The sequence below is a fragment of the Alkalihalophilus pseudofirmus OF4 genome (genome assembly GCF_000005825.2).
Lineage (GTDB): Bacteria > Bacillota > Bacilli > Bacillales > Bacillaceae_D > Alkalihalophilus > Alkalihalophilus pseudofirmus.
On sequence record NC_013792.1, the window covers coordinates 175,485 to 192,625 of the forward strand.

Annotated in this window: 18 protein-coding genes; 4 read left to right on the plus strand and 14 right to left on the minus strand. The window is 37.2% G+C overall.

Annotation, left to right across the window (positions count from 1 at the left end):
• Positions 1–418 precede the first annotated feature (418 nt).
• Together BPOF4_RS20045 and BPOF4_RS21805 are read right to left on the minus strand one after the other, a co-directional pair.
• Positions 419–1,513, minus strand: coding sequence for a hypothetical protein (locus BPOF4_RS20045; RefSeq protein WP_012961080.1), 1,095 nt, complete (start codon positions 1,511–1,513; stop codon positions 419–421).
• A 155-nt stretch (positions 1,514–1,668) separates the two neighbouring features.
• Complete coding sequence (locus BPOF4_RS21805) at positions 1,669–1,836, minus strand: ribbon-helix-helix domain-containing protein (protein ID WP_012961081.1); 168 nt, start codon at positions 1,834–1,836, stop codon at positions 1,669–1,671.
• 138 nt (positions 1,837–1,974) lie between these two features.
• Between BPOF4_RS21805 and BPOF4_RS20050 the strand changes: the two genes are divergently transcribed.
• The 3 genes from BPOF4_RS20050 to BPOF4_RS22325 all read left to right on the plus strand — a co-directional run bounded on the left by BPOF4_RS20050 (position 1,975) and on the right by BPOF4_RS22325 (position 3,231).
• Positions 1,975–2,661, plus strand: coding sequence for a hypothetical protein (locus tag BPOF4_RS20050; protein WP_012961082.1), 687 nt, complete (start codon positions 1,975–1,977; stop codon positions 2,659–2,661).
• Between the two features lie 81 nt (positions 2,662–2,742).
• Entirely contained in the window at positions 2,743–2,955 is a 213-nt protein-coding gene (locus tag BPOF4_RS20055; RefSeq protein WP_012961083.1) for a hypothetical protein, read from the plus strand.
• Positions 2,956–3,057: 102 nt separating this feature from the next.
• Positions 3,058–3,231 (plus strand): hypothetical protein, encoded by a 174-nt coding sequence (locus tag BPOF4_RS22325; protein WP_012961084.1) that lies wholly within the window; start codon positions 3,058–3,060, stop codon positions 3,229–3,231.
• A gap of 151 nt (positions 3,232–3,382) precedes the next feature.
• Here BPOF4_RS22325 and BPOF4_RS20060 read toward each other — a convergent pair whose 3' ends face one another.
• From BPOF4_RS20060 to BPOF4_RS20085, 6 genes are all read right to left on the minus strand, one after another.
• Complete coding sequence (locus BPOF4_RS20060) at positions 3,383–4,732, minus strand: IS1182-like element ISBspe1 family transposase (RefSeq protein ID WP_012958852.1); 1,350 nt, start codon at positions 4,730–4,732, stop codon at positions 3,383–3,385.
• Positions 4,733–4,865: 133 nt separating this feature from the next.
• On the minus strand, positions 4,866–6,689 hold the full coding sequence (locus BPOF4_RS20065) for a vWA domain-containing protein (RefSeq protein ID WP_012961085.1): 1,824 nt from the start codon (positions 6,687–6,689) through the stop codon (positions 4,866–4,868).
• 2 nt (positions 6,690–6,691) lie between these two features.
• Positions 6,692–8,092 carry an AAA family ATPase gene (locus BPOF4_RS21375; protein ID WP_012961086.1) on the minus strand — a complete coding sequence of 467 codons (1,401 nt, stop codon included), beginning with the start codon at positions 8,090–8,092 and terminating at the stop codon, positions 6,692–6,694.
• A gap of 75 nt (positions 8,093–8,167) precedes the next feature.
• Complete coding sequence (locus BPOF4_RS20075) at positions 8,168–8,980, minus strand: hypothetical protein (protein ID WP_012961087.1); 813 nt, start codon at positions 8,978–8,980, stop codon at positions 8,168–8,170.
• Positions 8,977–9,552, minus strand: a complete 576-nt coding sequence (locus tag BPOF4_RS20080; RefSeq protein ID WP_012961088.1) for an NYN domain-containing protein — start codon at positions 9,550–9,552, stop codon at positions 8,977–8,979. Before BPOF4_RS20080 ends, BPOF4_RS20075 begins: the two co-directional genes overlap by 4 nt.
• A gap of 496 nt (positions 9,553–10,048) precedes the next feature.
• On the minus strand, positions 10,049–10,336 hold the full coding sequence (locus BPOF4_RS20085; protein ID WP_012961089.1) for a hypothetical protein: 288 nt from the start codon (positions 10,334–10,336) through the stop codon (positions 10,049–10,051).
• Between the two features lie 286 nt (positions 10,337–10,622).
• On the opposite strand from BPOF4_RS20085, the gene BPOF4_RS20090 reads away from it, so the two are divergent.
• Positions 10,623–11,915: a hypothetical protein gene (locus BPOF4_RS20090; RefSeq protein ID WP_012961090.1), complete on the plus strand. Its 1,293-nt coding sequence runs from the start codon at positions 10,623–10,625 to the stop codon at positions 11,913–11,915.
• Between the two features lie 529 nt (positions 11,916–12,444).
• Here BPOF4_RS20090 and BPOF4_RS20095 read toward each other — a convergent pair.
• The 6 genes from BPOF4_RS20095 to tnpA all read right to left on the minus strand — a co-directional run bounded on the left by BPOF4_RS20095 (position 12,445) and on the right by tnpA (position 17,113).
• Positions 12,445–12,699, minus strand: coding sequence for a hypothetical protein (locus BPOF4_RS20095; RefSeq protein ID WP_012961092.1), 255 nt, complete (start codon positions 12,697–12,699; stop codon positions 12,445–12,447).
• A complete protein-coding gene (locus BPOF4_RS20100; RefSeq protein WP_012961093.1) occupies positions 12,683–13,171 on the minus strand; it encodes a hypothetical protein in 489 nt (162 codons plus the stop codon). The genes BPOF4_RS20095 and BPOF4_RS20100 overlap by 17 nt, the downstream gene beginning before the upstream one ends.
• A complete protein-coding gene (locus BPOF4_RS20105) occupies positions 13,161–14,321 on the minus strand; it encodes a replication-relaxation family protein (protein WP_012961094.1) in 1,161 nt (386 codons plus the stop codon). The genes BPOF4_RS20100 and BPOF4_RS20105 overlap by 11 nt, the downstream gene beginning before the upstream one ends.
• Positions 14,308–15,258, minus strand: coding sequence for a hypothetical protein (locus tag BPOF4_RS20110; protein ID WP_012961095.1), 951 nt, complete (start codon positions 15,256–15,258; stop codon positions 14,308–14,310). The genes BPOF4_RS20105 and BPOF4_RS20110 overlap by 14 nt, the downstream gene beginning before the upstream one ends.
• A gap of 332 nt (positions 15,259–15,590) precedes the next feature.
• Complete coding sequence (locus BPOF4_RS20115) at positions 15,591–16,703, minus strand: RNA-guided endonuclease TnpB family protein (RefSeq protein WP_012961096.1); 1,113 nt, start codon at positions 16,701–16,703, stop codon at positions 15,591–15,593.
• A gap of 11 nt (positions 16,704–16,714) precedes the next feature.
• Positions 16,715–17,113 carry an IS200/IS605 family transposase gene (gene tnpA / locus BPOF4_RS20120; protein ID WP_012960935.1) on the minus strand — a complete coding sequence of 133 codons (399 nt, stop codon included), beginning with the start codon at positions 17,111–17,113 and terminating at the stop codon, positions 16,715–16,717.
• Positions 17,114–17,141 lie beyond the last annotated feature (28 nt).

Here is a 17,141-nt window from a genome sequence, read left to right on the forward strand (position 1 = left end):
GATTGGCCGTCCGGATGAATGAAACTATCTACAAATTGGCGTTTGTAGATTCTATTCTCACACTAGAGTTGATCCTTTGGATCGACTCTTTTTTCTGTATCCAAAGCTGTTGGCGCAGCTTGAAAATCTATGAGATTGCATACTCTTTCCAATAATCTCTTTTATTCTACACAAAAAGGATAGGCACCGCAATTGGATTGAATTTACATATAAACGGAGTGCGATACCCCTGTTAGACGGAGTACAATACCCCTTTACGGAGTGCAGTACCCCTTTACGGAGTACAGTACCCCTGTTAGACGGAGTACAGTACCCCCTTTCGGAGTACAGTACCCCTGTTAGACGGAGTGCAGTACCCCCTTTCGGAGTACAGTACCCCTGATGAAAAATCCTAAAAACTTTTCGACATTTTTCTACATTAGGACTCTTTACTCAAAGTAATCCCTTGATCTAGCGCATTTATGAGCTCTTTTGTGGGTATTACCTCTACCATTTTGTAACTTCGATTTACTTTAATGAAAGTATATTCTTCAATCAGGTCTTTGTTTTTTAGGTCGTCAAATGATTCTCTTAATTGCTTTAAGACCGCCTTCCTCTCTTTATTTTGTATATTGAGAGATTGAATAATTTTATCCAAATCAAGTGTTTTCGTCTCAGTCAAAAGTGAACTTAATAGTGGATATAGAAGCTTAGTGGTTAATGAACCTAGGTCATTGAATATTAAAGCATCTAAATCAATTCGGTTCCCAAGTTCCAAACCACTTTGCAGGTAATCATTAAAAACAATATCTGCACTATTAAGATCTCTGTTTATTTCAGCTGATTGGATTAAATTGTGCACTCTAGTTGTTATACTCTTCTTAAGTAATGGATCGTTATAATCCTCCATAACTATAGAGGTCGTAGAAAGCTTAAAAATACTGTCCCCTACTAATTTATAATTTCCACCTTCCAAGGCTAAATCTAGGACTTCACATAATTCGGCAAATTTCAGTGAGAACTTTTTGTTATGCCCTTTAACATCCCATAACTTTTGTAAACCGGCAAAAACTTTAAAGTCCATAGTAGTAAGGTCATTCTTACCATAATACTCGATTTTTCTATATCCTTTTCGAGACTCTACAATTTCTCCATTCTTATTCTGCAGCTTAACTAAAGCTCTTGCTGACCGATTGGTGACTGAAAAGATAGGAGCTTCTGCATAGTTTCTTTCCATTGGTAATCTCTTATTGATCTTCTTTCGTGCTTTTAAAGCTTCTTCTACTAATTGAATTTGAAATTCATTTACAGAAGAGGTCTCTTTCCGAGATAGCAAAAATAAAGTGTGCTGTAAGTTTGCCGTAGTTTGCCTTCTCAAAGAAGGAATATACTGTTGAATAATACCGTACTTAGCTGTAGGTGTTAGGTCGTCTTTAAAAGAAGCAGAAGCACGCGCTAAAATGGTTGCTATTGACTTTTTAATTGTCTCAGCCATTTGATCCTCCTTCAAAGGATTATCAATGTTTAATGCCACAAGGTAGCCCTCCTAACCAATAAAAAAGGGCATACGGGTAGCCCGTATGCCCAGTGCTTCTGGAATTTAATCAGAATATTATCTTGAATCTATTATCTCAAAAGTATTGCTTAATAGTCAAGATACGATTAGTAAGGGCATGTGGCGAAAACATTCTATCCTTTTCTTTTTTCTAATAATAATTCAATCGCTTCGTCAAGAAGTTTCGACTTTGGAACCTTTGTCTCTTTATGCAATTGATCTAAACGATCGTATAGTTCTTTATCAATTGCATTGGAAAGAGGCTTACGGGTAGTTAATCCCCTCTTATTTTTCTCTGACATAAAATGATACTTCCTTCCTTTACCCTTTGTTTTGTTTTGATTATAAATGAGGGCACGATAACTTGCAACTACATGTAGTTTAATGTAGTATAAAGATAGAGTAAGAACACCAAAAACCTAAAGGGAGTCGATACGACTATGGAACCTATGAATCAAATCATGATGAAGCTTGAGCAACTTCAGAAACAGATGAATGAGTTACAAATTACAACAGAAAAGGTAGATGCATTTATATCTCCAAATACGCCATCCAGAGAAGTGAAAATCTATAAGTCTGCCAATAAGAAAAGTACCCTAGATGTCACATCGATGTTATCGGGAAGTAAGATGTATAACAAAAATAAGCATGAAGAGTTCACATATAAAGGAAAAATCATTATTGGGATTACGGAGCATGGAAAGGATTACGAGAAGGCATACCTTAGTAAAGGCAGAGCTAAAGTGATCTTATCTGAAATGTTGAATCACACCTTCTCTAAACGTTACGGTGTGGGCTTTAGCCGAGATAATGGCGTACATATTCACGGTGGATCAGTAAAAGATGGAAAAGTTAGAGGTCGCATTCTCTCCATTTTTTACACAGATAGAAATCAATATGTTTTTCAGATTGAAGAAGGCCCAGCTGAAAAGACCGAGACTGGTGCGTTTAAATTGAAGAAGAAAGAAAGGAAAGTACAGAAATTTTTATCCCTTGATGAAGCTTTAGAGATGGCACATGAAGTAAAGGACTATATAGGTCATGAAGAGATGGTTAATCATCTTAGAGGAGCGCCATTATATGATATTTTACCTACCGAATACCCAAGAGCAGTAGCTAATACCTAAAAGGAGGGATTCCCCTCCCTTTATTTCTCGCCAATATTCCCAACTATTCTATGAAATTGATCGAACTGGAGGTTATAGAAAATGAGGTTTGTTAATGAATATGCCGTATATAAAGGTGACGAATTTTTAGTATTAGGTACTGCTGAAGAATGTGCAAAACAATTAAATGTTTCGGCTGATTATATCAAGTGGCTAACCATGCCTACCGCCAAGAGACGGGTAGAAAAAAGTAAGAATCCTGAAAAATGTATGGTTGCCATACGATTAGAGGATGAAGAAGAAGAAGTTTCATAATCCTCAATAAAAGCCGATAATAGAAGTGTATAGAAGATAATTTTCGATGAGTTATATAAGGCGCAAGGTATGACAGAAAGTGAAATGTAGGAGTGCAAAGTAATGTACGGTATGACATGGAAAGATTTAGTTAACAAATATTTTCCGAATGCAACGTCTAATGAGTGCGAATCTATATTGTGGAGTGAAACTAGCTTTCCGATTGGTTCAGTAAGTTGCATAGAAAAACAATTAAAAGATTTTCATATGAAGAGCATGGAAAAGATAAAAACTTAAAATGTTGCCTGGCACATAAAAAAACCACATCAATAGATGTGGTCAGATTGTTGAGAAACCCCCCTTATTTAGAAGGCGGGTTTCTCATTTATTTAGTTAGACATCTAAAAATACAAATGGAACAAGAGTCTAAAGAGGATCGCAAGCCACCTCACCCTCTAGTGAGGTGGTTTGCGATCTTCTTTATGTTCTGCGCTGTCGCAGTCATTAGCGCTTGTTCGCTCGCACCCTCTAAGCTGCGTAACCGGCAGTAGCGAAGCCCGTGGAGTTGTTTTGAATCCGCAAAGCTTCGCTCTATTGTTTCTTTTCTCATTTTGTAAATGGTCTTTCCTTCGGGTGAGAGGCGATTCTCTCGAACTTTCTCTTTCTTATCCTCCCATACATGACGGGTGATAACCTTCTTATGATTTTTAGATTTAGTACATTGAGAAAGCGACGGGCAATCTTTACAGATCTCTGGGTTGGAATGGTATTGCCGATATCCTTCACGATTTGTCGTTGCGTAGGTTAAAACTTGTGACTGAGGACAAATGTAAGTGTCTGTTTCATGATCAAACGTAAACTTCCATTTAGGTAGTAGTCCTTTTACGGTCGAAAATCTTCGGTGAGCAATGACACCCATAATGCCTCTTTGGTCAAGTCCATGACAAATAGGCATGGTTAAATACCCTGCATCAAGTCCAACAGCCTCTAGTTTAAAATCGAATCGAGTACATTGCCGATCTAATCGTTCCAAGTAAGGGCGAGAGTCATGAACATTGCCAGGAGTAACATAGACATCTGTAATAATATTGTATTTGTGGTCGGTCGTACGGTGATCTAAATAGAAGAACCCTTCAGGCTTTCCATCTCTAAACATATATCCGCTATCTTTATCCGTTGTACTCACTTTAATCTCTTTTTCCTCCACCTCCTTCTCCTTTTTGGGTAATGGCTTTTTTCCATGAGCTTTGCGATCGTCTTCGATTGCTTGATTTAACTCCTCTATGTATTCTCTTGTGTCAACTTGAACGGTTTCTTTTACAAATTTACGCTTGTTTGCATTCGCTTTTAAATGAGTCGAGTCTGTAAAAAGTAATCGACCACCAACCATACGGTGTTCCATTGCCAAAAGAACTACTTCATCGAAGATGTCTTGAAAGATCTTCGTCCCTTTAAAGCGTTTATGGCGATTAAAGCTAATTGTAGAATGGTGAGGAACAGAGTCCGTCAAGTTTAAACCTAGGAACCAGCGGTAAGCTACATTAGTTTGAATCTCTTTCTCCAACTGTCTTTCAGAGCGGATGCCAAAAAGGTATCCAACGAGCATCATTTTGAATAGCATGACAGGGTCAATGGGAGGACGCCCATTATCTTCGGAATAAAAAGACTTCACACGGTCATAGATGAAATTAAAATCAATCGTCGCATCAATTTTCCGTAAAAGATGATCTTCAGGAACCAGTTGATCAATAGATACCATCTCTAATTCAATTTGTTTTTCACGAATCGGACGTAACAATGTCATCACCTCAGCACATTTTTTCTATATATATTATATCTATCTGAATAATTGGTTTAAAGTATAAAAATAGGCTGTTGAGAAGACTTTCTCAACAGCCTGACCACATCAATAGATGTGGTTTTAAAATTACTTATAATCTATTCCGTATAATACGTTTAACGTGTCTTTCAGTTTCTTTTATGAGACCACTTTTAGCAATAATGCTGCGGCTAGGATACATTTCTCTAACCTGATCAATAATTACTGGTGAATGATCCCCAATGAATAAACAAAGAGTCTCTATCCCCTCTTTTTCAGCTTGTTTCACAAGAGTGGACATCGTGCTTGTGTCCTCATTTCCCTCAAAACACGGTAACCCATCGGAAATCATGATGAGGAGCCGAATATCCTCTTTCCTCTTTTTCAATTGTTCATATCCCCATGCAAGTGCAGCTGGATCGTGATTAGTTCTCCTTGGATGTACTCCTCCAATTAGTGAACGGTTATAATCTTTTAGACCCGACTCAAAACTAACTAGAGGGTAGATTTCATCTACATAAGTGCAAGCTTCTTCTAAGAAATCAGTACTAAACCCATGCATGCTTAATGGTAGGTTAATCCTCTGGCAAGCTTCGGCCAAAAGAATTGCTGCTTGTTTCATTTGGTCAATAATCATTTCTTTTCCATAAAACATATCTGTACTGCCTGATTGATCCCAGATCACTTGAATGGCAGCTCCTTTTGAAGGAGAGCCTTTCTTATTCTTTACAAATACATCATCTTGTTCTAATTTACTTGCTTTCCACGCCTTTGAAGGATCAAATTTTCCACTACGTTGATTTCTTCTGACTTGATCTTTTTTCCCTTCTAAAAGCTTCTGTAGAGTTTTACTAAAGGGTATGATCTGTCGCTTTACTTTCTGCAGATGGTAATGATAGTGGTTTATATTTGAATCTTTTAATGGGCGAACAATGATGTCACAAGATTGCTGCCCCTCCGGTGTAGGAATGTCTAATTGGTTACGCTCAGTTTTAAACTGAGGGTCCTCCTGCTGTTCCTTAGTTAATTGCTTTTCTTCTTTACTAAGTAAGTCTTTTACAATTTGCTTTGTATTGTTTAAAGAGCGTTTAGAGGCATTTGAAAGGTCAATATCGCCATCACTGGTGAGGAGTCCGTTAGCTTCTAGTACCTCCTGAGCATGTTGATCGCCGTCATCTGATTGGTAGGTTGGTTCTTCATGGGACACAGTAAAAAAGGAATCATCTGATTCTTGATCAGGTTTTTTTCCGTTCTCGTTATACCAAGACAATATGGTTGGCCATACTTTCTCCATAATTTCCTTAATATAGTCTAAACAGGATTGAGTAGTAGGAGAAAAGCGTGCTAATTCAAGGAGAGGTTGTATGTCTTCAATTACTTCCATAGTTTCGATATGCCAATTTGGTATATCTTCTAAACCTAGAACTCGTGAACCATACGCTTCTCTGAAATCTTTAATACGACACTCCCCAGCCTGTTCACCACGTATACCAAACCGCCATTCATAATTATTGAAATCAATATAAGGAGCGTAGGATGGGTCTTTTAAGATACAAAGATTCTCCATACGTCCATCGAGGGCCATGTTTCCAAAAAACACAACCCAATCATGAGGATAACCCTTATTTTGCATCCAATCTTCATTCTTTTGGCTTGTAAGATCTTTCAACCACTTAAAGTAGTCTTGGAGCTGGTCAAAGGCTAGATGACCTACCTCGTGTATGCTATGTCCTTTACGAAGGAGTTTACATTCTGCTTCAGTAAATGGACGTCTAGCAGGCTGTTGCATCTCAAATTGAATGTAGATATCTTTCCCATCGGTATAGGACGTTCCTTTATTTGACCAAAACATCTCAAACTGATGATTGAAATTAAAACGGAGGAAGCGGTATAGTCGCTTCCTCTCACGCTCTTGCTGAATTAATTGGATACTCATAGTTAATATCCTCCCTCGTAATGTTCTTCTTCATCGTTCACCGGAAATTCGGCCCAAGCTAAACGAACAGCTTGTCTTACAGCCATACGTTCATCCAAGTCCTCCACTCTATTGACGATAAAATCTTCCAAAGCTTCTGCTTTGATATCTTCAGTTGTACCAAATTTTTGTAAGTGTTCAGCTGCAGCAATATAGCCACGAATCGTGTCTGCTGAATCACCCTGATTTTCTTCGGAAATTAAGCGTTTAATAGCTGACCGTACTTTCTCTAATAAGGAAAGGATGGATGCACTGGTCACACCTGTTTTACGCTCTATCATTCCTCTAAAGTTTTTTGCATACGGTAAGTGAATTACCGCCAAGCGATCTTTTAGGGCATCATTAAGAGTCTTAACTCCTGCATACCCTTCCCCTAAGTTAATGCTGCCAATAAATAAATGATGAGGATGGCGTTTGATGACTCCATTTGGTGTAGGTAACACCTTGTTATCATCTAAAACACTGTGAAATATAGAGGTTACATCTCCTGACATCATATTTAATTCCGCATAATGCGTAATTCCCCCTTGCTCCAGACATTGAGTAAAAGGGCTCTTTTCAAAAGTAGTTTGATTATCTTTAAACCCAGCACCGCCGACTACAGATTCTCTAGTTTCATCTACATTACCTGTCACTAGTAGCAAGGGTAATCCGAAAATCCATGCTAAGGTTGAACACAATGTGTCCTTTCCTGTTCCTTTTCCACCGACAAGCAGTAAATCGCGTCCTGAAATGACATGACGAACAGCCCTGGCTAGAATCTCACCTTCATAAGGGAAGACTGGTTTTATTGGGGGGGTGCAGATGGGTTGTAAAGAAACCTTGTCACACACATGTTTACGTTTTTCTTGTACCGCACCGATCATCCCGCGAGTGAAATTTTGAGAAGTGAGATATTGTTCAATCTCTTTCCAACCTTCTTTCCAGTTTTGAGAAGCACTTTTACCCTTACTTCTTGGAATTTTGACTGAGCTTGGAGGTTCTACTGCTTTTATAGTCGTTTCAATGGTCGTGTATTCCAAATCCTGATATGGATGCTTTTCAATGTGGCTTGATAGCGTTTTTACAGTTATTTTCTTTAAAGGCACACCAAGGTCTTCGGCTAATATGACAGCTGCACCTAGATGGACACAACTTTTACCTTCTTGATTTGCTTCGCAATGGTGAATAAAGCTCCCTACATTTGATCCGTTTTCATCTTCTACGACAAAGTAGCCTGGCAATAACAACTTAGAGTAAGTAATACGGTAAATCATTTTATCTTTATGGGTTGCTACTTCTACTTGGTCTACAACTGTATGGAATCGATCACGGTAAGACTGTAAAGGATAATTTGCTGGCATAGTAAAATTAATAGTTTTCATAAAAGAATCTCTCCTTATAAATGGGTTTAAATTAAAAAATAAAGAAGAGAACCTCGGGCTCTCTTCTCATAAGTCTTATGCTGTTTGTATCTGCTGGTCCTCTGTAGTAGCGAACCTCTGAACTCGTATCACTGCATCATGACGATAACCTAATATACAAATGACATCATTGATAGTAAGTTTCCTTGCGTCGCTTAATAATGCTTTAGGAAATAACACATCAACAAATGTACGATCCTGCAGCATCCCTTTAACAAAACAAGTAGAATCCGCATTAATTTGTGGATTTTCCTCTACTCTAAACTTCACAAGATCTAAATCATCCTCTGTAGAATCGTTTGTTTTCTTATTTATCATTGAGGTAGATTGATCTTTGCTCTGTTTTTCTTCAGCTGTAATAAAGCCGCCACCGATTAGACCGTACCCTAGAAAGCCAAGTGCACGCCCTAATGCGGAAGTTTGAGCCATTTCAATAGCAGAGGTGGCAGCAAACCCTTGGTTTCCTACGGGGATTGTACTACTACCAGAACTACTTCCTAGCCATTCACTTTCCACATGTACAGTTAAAAAGGTACCATCTTCTGAGATTGCAGGTGGATGAATAAATAACTTCTTTTCATTCTGCTTATGTTCATCTCTAGCCCACTTTACACGTCCGTCTACCATCATATAGGGCTTTGAAATAGAACAATAGGCTTTACCATCTTGCAGCATGATACCCACGTCAATTTCGTCTTTAGATAGTTCATTAGCAGCTCCTATACATTCTTGCTCGGCCATCATAACAATAAATGAATGATAAGCTTCAGGAATGACATTAAACGCTTGCTCACGGCGCTTTTGAGTTGACTCACTTAATTGCATTGCTTTCTCTGTGTAACGTGTCATGTTAAGACAGCTCCTTTTAAATGGGTTTCTTTAAAAAATACAATCGATGATTTGGGTAAGAGGTGAACGATGGCAGTAAAAGGAATCGTCGCATCACACACTTTACTCATATGTGTTGCAGGCTGATTATCCCCTAATACAGCAACTACCTTGGTACCTAACGCTTTCGCTCTTTCTATAGCTGGCACTAGGTCCGAGTCGCCACTAAAGACAATAAGTAGTTCATATCCTTCTAGTGCCTTTTGGTAAATGTCTAACGCAAGTTCTACATCTACCCCTTTTTCAGTCATCACTCCTTGGGCATTTAAAAGACAATATCCAAGTGATACTTTGATTTGATCTTTGCTTAAAGAGTGGAAGAAACGACGTCTCTTTTCATGTAAGCTATAATTGACTTTCTTTGGAACAACCGCGCCATACATACAATAATCCATCTGTAATGTAGGGTAATCCCTTTTTACGACATGGTGAATGGCATCAAAAAACGTTTTCCATCTTGTGAGTCCCTTTACATCCATCAGGTGCATGGTACTCATCGCATTTTGCTCATCAACTAAAATAGCTGCTTTCATAATTTTCCTCCTTCATCCGATTTTTGGCACAAAAAAAACGCCAATCAAGAGGAACTTTGCTGTCATTTGGACAGAAATTCGCCTTGATTGACGTTTTGGTAAACAAGAGAATATTGCACCCGCTTGGGTTCAATAGAAGTAAAAATAAAGAGAGTAATATAGAGTAATTATAGCATGTCGAATGATGAAAATCTATTAAATACAATACAAAAAAGTGGTTTCTATTAACGTAAAGCTATTAGGTTGTTTCTTAGTTCAAAAGAGAGCAATAAAATGGTAGTCTTGCTATTCTTCTGGGATAGTTACACTAATGTCGAAACAAAGAAGTATGTTAGAGCGGAATTTTACATTTTTTATAATTCTTTATTTTACAATAAAGCTAGTTCCATTCGTCATGCAGATTTTTTTAAAAAAAATAATTAAATGCTTAGTAGTACGAGGCTGTTATGTTATTACAGCCTCGCTTTTTTTATGTTCATTGTTTTTGGCTATTCTATCAATCCCAATAAAAAGAAAATTCATTAGTATTAAGCTTTAATGTTACTTTTGTATCGTCATTAATCGCTTCTCTTATTACGGGTCCAATGACAATCGTGTATTTTTTATATTTTTCTATTTCTGTAGCTTCATAGAATTTATAGTCATTTTCTAACTGTAAATCAGTGTAATCCAACACCTCGTTTGGTATTAAGTAAACATTATTAATTTCCATGTTATTAAAGCTAATACCCTCTAATTTTTTTGTTCTGAAATAATTACCATCTATATAAAAAATAAAGCTCATATAGGTTTGTTCATTATGAGGAAAGACGGTTTGTGAGGTTATATTGAACTGAGCATTGTTTTCAGATCGAAACAGGAAGATAAATGCAGATATTATAATGACGAGAATAAAGCAGATTATGAATATTAATCTTCGATTTTTAATGGTAACCCCTCCTTATTTCTAATAATATACACCTTAATTACTAAAAGATTCAATATTTTTATATATTTTGTAAAATTATAGTATGTTTTTACTGTTTAGTAAGGTATTATTTACCTATAAATAAAAGGAGGTAGGTTCTAGGATGGTATGTAAATTTGATATAGCAAGGGTTAAAGTATTATTTTTGCTCAGTATTTTCTTTTTGATTTTCACATCTTTTGCAAATTTTGTGGCAGCCTCTGAGACAGACGTGAACAAAAAATTATCAAAATATGATGAAGAAATTTTACAAAGTTTAAAAAGTAACAAAATAAGTGTGACTACCGATTTAGAAGTTATAAAAGAAGTATTATTGGAAGAAAGTAGTGAAGATAATCCATTAATACAAACCTTCAATATTGATGAAAAATCGCAAGATGATTATGTAGATCAAGCTAAAATTCAAGTTCAAATCTTTGAAGAAATAAATCAAACTGAATTGATCAACGTCATTATTAATTATGATGAAATCAATGATATTGAAATTACCCCTCCTAGTGAGCTAGTTACTCAATTTTCAAAAGAAAGTCACTATAAAATTCCTTATTCTATGATTGTTTCAACTCCAGAGCATGTAAGTGTATACAATTTCGATAGGTTTTATTTTAATGAGTACGAAAACGTTTCTATGGATGATAAGATTAATATAATTGATTATATGACTTTAAATAATTTGGATGAAGGATTAGATTTACAATTTGTAGAGGTTGATCAACCGCATACTTATTTATACCCTGAATCAGATGATTCGATCTCAATCCAATGTATAGCATGTGTTGGATATAATAGAGTATCTACGACAAATACGGATGAATGGGTAAATGTAGTCCCCGTCCATGCTATTAAGGGGGTAGACACTACACTTACAATTAGTAGAAATTCAAATACCTCAACATCATTCCAAACAAGAACTATATTTAAGAATGGTTCGGCTGAAGTAAGTGGAAGTAGATCTATTTCTTATGGTTCTCAAACAACGTACCCAACAAGAACAGGCTCTTCAGTTTCCGATGAGGGCAGGTGGGCGAGAACTCAAGTGAGATTTGCGAACTCGTTATGGCGACATCCAAACGGGAATGAATATAGAACAAAAAATGCTACTTCATGGTTAGGTGGAACAAATTGGGGAAGTACAACTGGTGGTAATGGTAAGTCATTTAGTTCGGTAACAGGATCAGAGTATCTTCCAGGATCATCACAAAGATTTTCCCATAGTTCTACTCGTACTACAAGTACAGGTGTAAATTTAACTGCATATGGTGTAACAGCAGGAATTTCTCATACAATAAGTAATACAAGTACTATATCGTGGCTTTTTAGTTTTAAGTCAGGTCATGGTTATAATCGTTATAAAGTATACAATTCACCCACGATTAATAATTTGACAGCAAGATGATATATAATCAGCTAAATTACAGAGCCATAACTACTATGTCCAACCAAGTTATTTTCAGCGCTGTTTTGCAATAAAAATAATTATAGACAGTCCGGTTTCTCAACAATTATGTGGAGGAATTGGACTGTTTTATATTTACTTATGGTGCAATATAACTCTTGAAATGTGTGTCACTTATAATCTACTTGTTGCAAGACCACCTTTAAGGGGAAAGTGTTTTTCTATCTTGAAACACGACTAACCTCATTTCACCTGTATATCGCTGTAGCAAGCACCTGTAGCATTGATTCAGGACGGATACTGTGTGTGTCTGATTCTCGTATTACTTAATAGAGAATTCTATAACGATCTCTTTAATCAAAAAAAGATGCTGAATTAGCATCTTCCTAGTAAAACTTTCTGGGAGAGACATTGATTAGAGGAATACATAAATGATTAAATGGCTTACTATGATTGGGGGTAGTAAATATATAAGAATCAACTCTTTTAAAATATCAAGAGCGCGTTGCATGACATAACCTCCTAAGTTTCAATCCCTCTCCCTAAAAGCAGGAATATCAGAAAATTTTTGAGTAACTGCTAGGTACTCCTGTTTATCAGTAATATCTTCTAATTCCATTTCACCAGTAGATGCAGTCACAATACGGACAAATACCATTGCATCATTTGGATGTGTTGCTTTGGCGTAATACGTTCCATCTACTTCTATCACCTTTTCAATGGCATAATCTGTTACGATTTCTCCTGAATGATCACTTAAGATTAGGTCAATCGCCTTCTTCATTAGACTCTCCTCCTGCTCTTTTATTGTAAAAGTACTGAATGCTGCTAAGCTCAAGAGAGTCTGCATAACCTTCATCTTTTAAAGTAGATAGAAATACCTCAAAGGTTTCAGGCTTCATATCATACACATGATGTAAACGCTCGCTACTAGTTAGGGCATGAAAATATTTTATGTAGGCCAACTCAAGAGTGTAGTCAATATAAAACTGCTGTTCTTTAGTAACACTGAATTCCTCATTTTTTATAGTGATATACTCAGTAGATTGCTCCCGATTTCGAGTCCGTAGGTATAGTACATCAATAAGGTCTGGTCGAATGAGATGAGGGAACACCACCCACTCAGCAAAGTGAGTGAAGGTAATTCCCGCCTCTTCTAGTCGGAGGTATTTAAATAATTGGGGCAAACTACATTCAAGTTGCATCATCCAATACCATTCTAGTCCTAATTCTTTTTGTTTTGATTTAATCTTCAAAGAGATCCTCCACCTCATCCTGAAATGATTCTGATAAACTTGCGAAGTATTCACTTGCGTTCATTCCTGTGTGGGACTCAGATAGAAATGGAATAGGAGAACGAACTAATGATCCATCATCTTTACGACGTAAAAATGTATTTTGGTTAATCCCCTCTAATAGAAGTTCATCCGTGGTAAAACGGATTGGCACATCGGGCATGATATCATTGGCTGCATCACATAAGCACTCTACCCTTGATACGGAATCAACGATAAGAACAACGCGAGAAGGTCTTTCTGCAGGAGCAAGTTGTTCAAATGCTTCTTGAATTAAACGAAACCTACCTGCTACAGCGGATTCCCACCCGGGAAACACTCTCACTACTTCAAGCCAGAATTTATGGAATTCTCCTTCATCTTTTATCACTTCAAAAGATACAAATGGTTTATAAAATCGACCATTAGGAAATCGGTAAGTCCTCTTCTTGCGTTCCCACTCTATTACTCGATCTAATCGTTTTAACTCCGAATATAATTCATTTGCAGCTAAATCAAGATAGAAGTTAGTCATATCCGGTGCTTTACCTTCCGGAAAGATAATTGGTTGGAAAGTAAACTCACGCTCAAGTTCTTCTCTATACAAGTGATAAACCGCTTCAACGCCCACTCGTGTCAGTCCATATACTAGAGGTTTTTTTCGGCCGTCCTTTAAAGGTGAGATCCAACTGAATGAGCAAATGATCCCGCGCTTTCTGCATTTCTGAAGAAACCTTTTAACTTTATCTACTGACACCGTAGAATCGAACAAAACTCGTTGTATTTGGTTACGGGTAGCAATACGATTGGTTGAAAGAAACTGTAATAACTTCATTTCTTCTTGAGTGATCGAGTGCGATTCTAGCGTCTCTTGTAACCAGTATCTACCTTGGCTATTGCCAATTTTGGGTTCGTAATACATCATGCGACCATAAGGATCTGCATATAAAGCAAACTTACTATTATCTGGAGGCAGGTAATCCAGAATATCCAACGGACTAGTCACAGCATCATATGGATTGTCTGTTGCTTTAACGATAGGAGGAAGAGAAGTCGTCTTACGAACGACTTCTTGCTTCTTCTTATGTTTAATTTTGTCTTCATTAAAGTGAAGCAGACTATTTTCTGTCATACAATAAACCCTGTCTTAAACGATGATCTCTTGTACGTTTTAACGCCCCCTGCCTTGGCGTAATAATAACCGTACTAATCTGACGCTTAGCAATATCAATGTCGCGAATCCTTACGTTTACTTCTTCCCCTTCTTGTAACAAGCGGAGATCTGTATTTGGTGGGAAGTTAGAACGAACCGGTAAGCCAAATGGTTCTAGTTTCAAGAAAATACCGTAGTCGATATTGATATTTTGAATCACTCCAAGGTAGGTAGAACCAACTTGATATTGATTGATATAATCCCAAGGATCTTTTTCTAATGCCTTACGGCTTACAAGGATTTGTCCAGGTTTTAATTTGCGCTCTTGAACAACTTCTTCCGTTTCATCTTCTGTAATGACATTAATACTGTTAATGTCATCGATTGCTTCAGCCTCTACAGATGGCTTTTCATAATCAAGCAGCTTAACGTCGATAACATCCCCTAAGCCTACAACATCTCTCATGTCTTTATAAAAGTCATAACTGAAGTCTTTGCGGTGCATTTTTGTAGGTACACCCTCAACTAATAGATATACGTTGTACTGGTCAACCCCTCTTACGAAGGCTTCATAGCTCTTATCTACTTCAGCGGTAGACCAGAACCTGTTAGATAATACTTCAAGTGCTTTAATACGGTCAGCACCAAAAATTCCGGCTTCGCGGTCGGTGTAGTTAACAACAAACTCAAATACCTTACCAACCATTGATTGAATTCCTTTTAGCTCATAGGTGTCAATAAGGGCTTTAGGAAGATAGCCGAATATTCCTTTATAATCTAGCTTTAAGCACTCATTATTATTGATGTTCTCAATACCTATTGCCCTAGCATAAAGAACGGTATTACGTTTTGATGATCCGATGAGTTCATTCCACGAAATCATCTGTTCCTCATTACGGTCTAATCGTTGAGCCATACTTAACACTCCTTTTAATTGTGTAGACACAAAAAAGCACCGCAAAAACGACGCACATGTGGCGTTGTTTTACGGTGCTTCCGTAACTACATCTTAGTCATATATAGGTTGTTCTACCTAGAGTATACAAAGATTAGTTCTTATTTGCAATGGTTTCATGAACATCTAAGTACATTGATGAGAAATTAGGACCAGTGAATATCGTGAACTACTCGCCACGTACCACCCTTACGGGTTGCTTGAAGTGGGGGCTTCTTGGGTAATCGCCACTTTTGATAGCTGACGAAATCAACCAAGCTAACCCTCTTGTTCCAAGAGTTTATATTTTGTGATTAGGCGATCGCTAATAAGCGAATGCCTTCTTTTTTGATGTTGATTGCCGCATTGACATCTCTATCGAGATGCAGTCCGCAGCTGCAAATGTATGACCGAAGGTTCATTGGCATTGGTTGTGTGTTTCCACAACAGGAACAAGTTTTTGTTGACGGAAACCATTTGTCGATTTTCACAAGTTGTTTTCCTTGCTCATTTAGTTTGTATTTCAGGAAGGAGGTGAACATCCCCCATCCGTTATCGGCAACACTCTTGCCAAACTTCAAGGCTTGTGACATCCCTTTCATATCCAAATCCTCAATGATGACGGCATCATAATTGGACACCAATTCTTTTGACTTATGGTGAAGAAAGTTTTTTCGTTGATTAGCGACCTTCTCTTGAATTCTGGCAACTCGAATCCGTTGTTTGTTCCAATTTGAAGAACCTTTCTTCTTTCGAGAAAGTTTGCGTTGTTCTTGTGCTAACTTGTCGAGCATTTGACGATAGAACTTCGGGTAATTGGCTTTCTTACCTTCGCTATCGACAAACAATCCATTCATCGCAAAATCCAATCCTACAACACTTTCAATTCTTTTGCTTTCAATCTCTTTTTCGTACTCTGTCAAAATAGAGATGTAGTATTTTCCTGATGAAGACAAAGAAATGGTACAGGACTTAATGATACATTCCGAAGGAATGGTTCGATGTTGTTTGATTTTAACCATTTTGAGTTTCGGCAATTTGATATGACTGTCCAACAGTTGAATGTTTCCATTGACGACATTGGTTGTATAGCTTTGTTTATGTCGTTTGCTTTTAAACTTTGGAAACTTACCATTGCCTTTGAAAAAGGCTTTATACGCTTTATCCAAGTTTAGTTGAGCGTTCGCTAAAGATAATGAGTCTACTTCTTTCAACCACTCAAACTCACGCTTGTACTTTGCGGGAGTAGGATGTTTCACTTTTTTCAATACTTCTTTATCCTCTTTCAGTAACTCATAAGTCGCTTTTCGTTCATCTAGCATTTTGTTATACACAAAGCGAACACAACCGAAGGTTTTGCGGATAACCAATTCCTGTTCTTCTGTGGGGTACAAACGGAATTTATACGCTTTGTTTTGCTTAGCCATATCAAATCACCTCATTTCATTCCTTGATTTTCAATATATTTTTTCACGACTTCAATAGGTGAACCGCCAGTCGTCAACAAACAAAAGCTTCTTGACCAGAACATCTCTTTCCATAACTCTTTTCGAACAAAAGGAAACTCTTTTTTAATAAGCCTTGAACTGGCACTTTTGTAAGCGTTGATGAACTTGGATAATTCCGTATTTGGGTGAGCTTTGAACAGAATATGAACGTGGTCAATGTCGTGGTTCCACTCGACCAATGTAATATTGTAATTCTCGCCCAAAGAGACAAATTTATTTTTCGCATAGTCTGAAATCGTGTCGTCAATGACGCTTCTTCTGTATTTTACAACCAAAACAAGATGGTAATACATCGAGAAGACTGAATGATTATTACTATCTAATTTCATTGATACATCAGTCCTTATTCGTTATAAG

What these genes read in the sequence shown, in the direction of transcription:
- BPOF4_RS21805 (WP_012961081.1), bottom strand. Translation starts at nt 1,836, where the DNA reads ATGTCAGAGAAAAATAAGAGGGGATTAACTACCCGTAAGCCTCTTTCC.
- BPOF4_RS20050 (WP_012961082.1), top strand. Translation starts at nt 1,975, where the DNA reads ATGGAACCTATGAATCAAATCATGATGAAGCTTGAGCAACTTCAGAAA.
- BPOF4_RS20055 (WP_012961083.1), top strand. Translation starts at nt 2,743, where the DNA reads ATGAGGTTTGTTAATGAATATGCCGTATATAAAGGTGACGAATTTTTA.
- BPOF4_RS22325 (WP_012961084.1), top strand. Translation starts at nt 3,058, where the DNA reads ATGTACGGTATGACATGGAAAGATTTAGTTAACAAATATTTTCCGAAT.
- BPOF4_RS20065 (WP_012961085.1), bottom strand. Translation starts at nt 6,689, where the DNA reads ATGAGTATCCAATTAATTCAGCAAGAGCGTGAGAGGAAGCGACTATAC.
- BPOF4_RS21375 (WP_012961086.1), bottom strand. Translation starts at nt 8,092, where the DNA reads ATGAAAACTATTAATTTTACTATGCCAGCAAATTATCCTTTACAGTCT.
- BPOF4_RS20075 (WP_012961087.1), bottom strand. Translation starts at nt 8,980, where the DNA reads ATGACACGTTACACAGAGAAAGCAATGCAATTAAGTGAGTCAACTCAA.
- BPOF4_RS20080 (WP_012961088.1), bottom strand. Translation starts at nt 9,552, where the DNA reads ATGAAAGCAGCTATTTTAGTTGATGAGCAAAATGCGATGAGTACCATG.
- BPOF4_RS20085 (WP_012961089.1), bottom strand. Translation starts at nt 10,336, where the DNA reads ATGAGCTTTATTTTTTATATAGATGGTAATTATTTCAGAACAAAAAAA.
- BPOF4_RS20090 (WP_012961090.1), top strand. Translation starts at nt 10,623, where the DNA reads ATGGTATGTAAATTTGATATAGCAAGGGTTAAAGTATTATTTTTGCTC.
- BPOF4_RS20095 (WP_012961092.1), bottom strand. Translation starts at nt 12,699, where the DNA reads ATGAAGAAGGCGATTGACCTAATCTTAAGTGATCATTCAGGAGAAATC.
- BPOF4_RS20105 (WP_012961094.1), bottom strand. Translation starts at nt 14,321, where the DNA reads ATGACAGAAAATAGTCTGCTTCACTTTAATGAAGACAAAATTAAACAT.
- BPOF4_RS20110 (WP_012961095.1), bottom strand. Translation starts at nt 15,258, where the DNA reads ATGGCTCAACGATTAGACCGTAATGAGGAACAGATGATTTCGTGGAAT.
- BPOF4_RS20115 (WP_012961096.1), bottom strand. Translation starts at nt 16,703, where the DNA reads ATGGCTAAGCAAAACAAAGCGTATAAATTCCGTTTGTACCCCACAGAA.
- tnpA (WP_012960935.1), bottom strand. Translation starts at nt 17,113, where the DNA reads ATGAAATTAGATAGTAATAATCATTCAGTCTTCTCGATGTATTACCAT.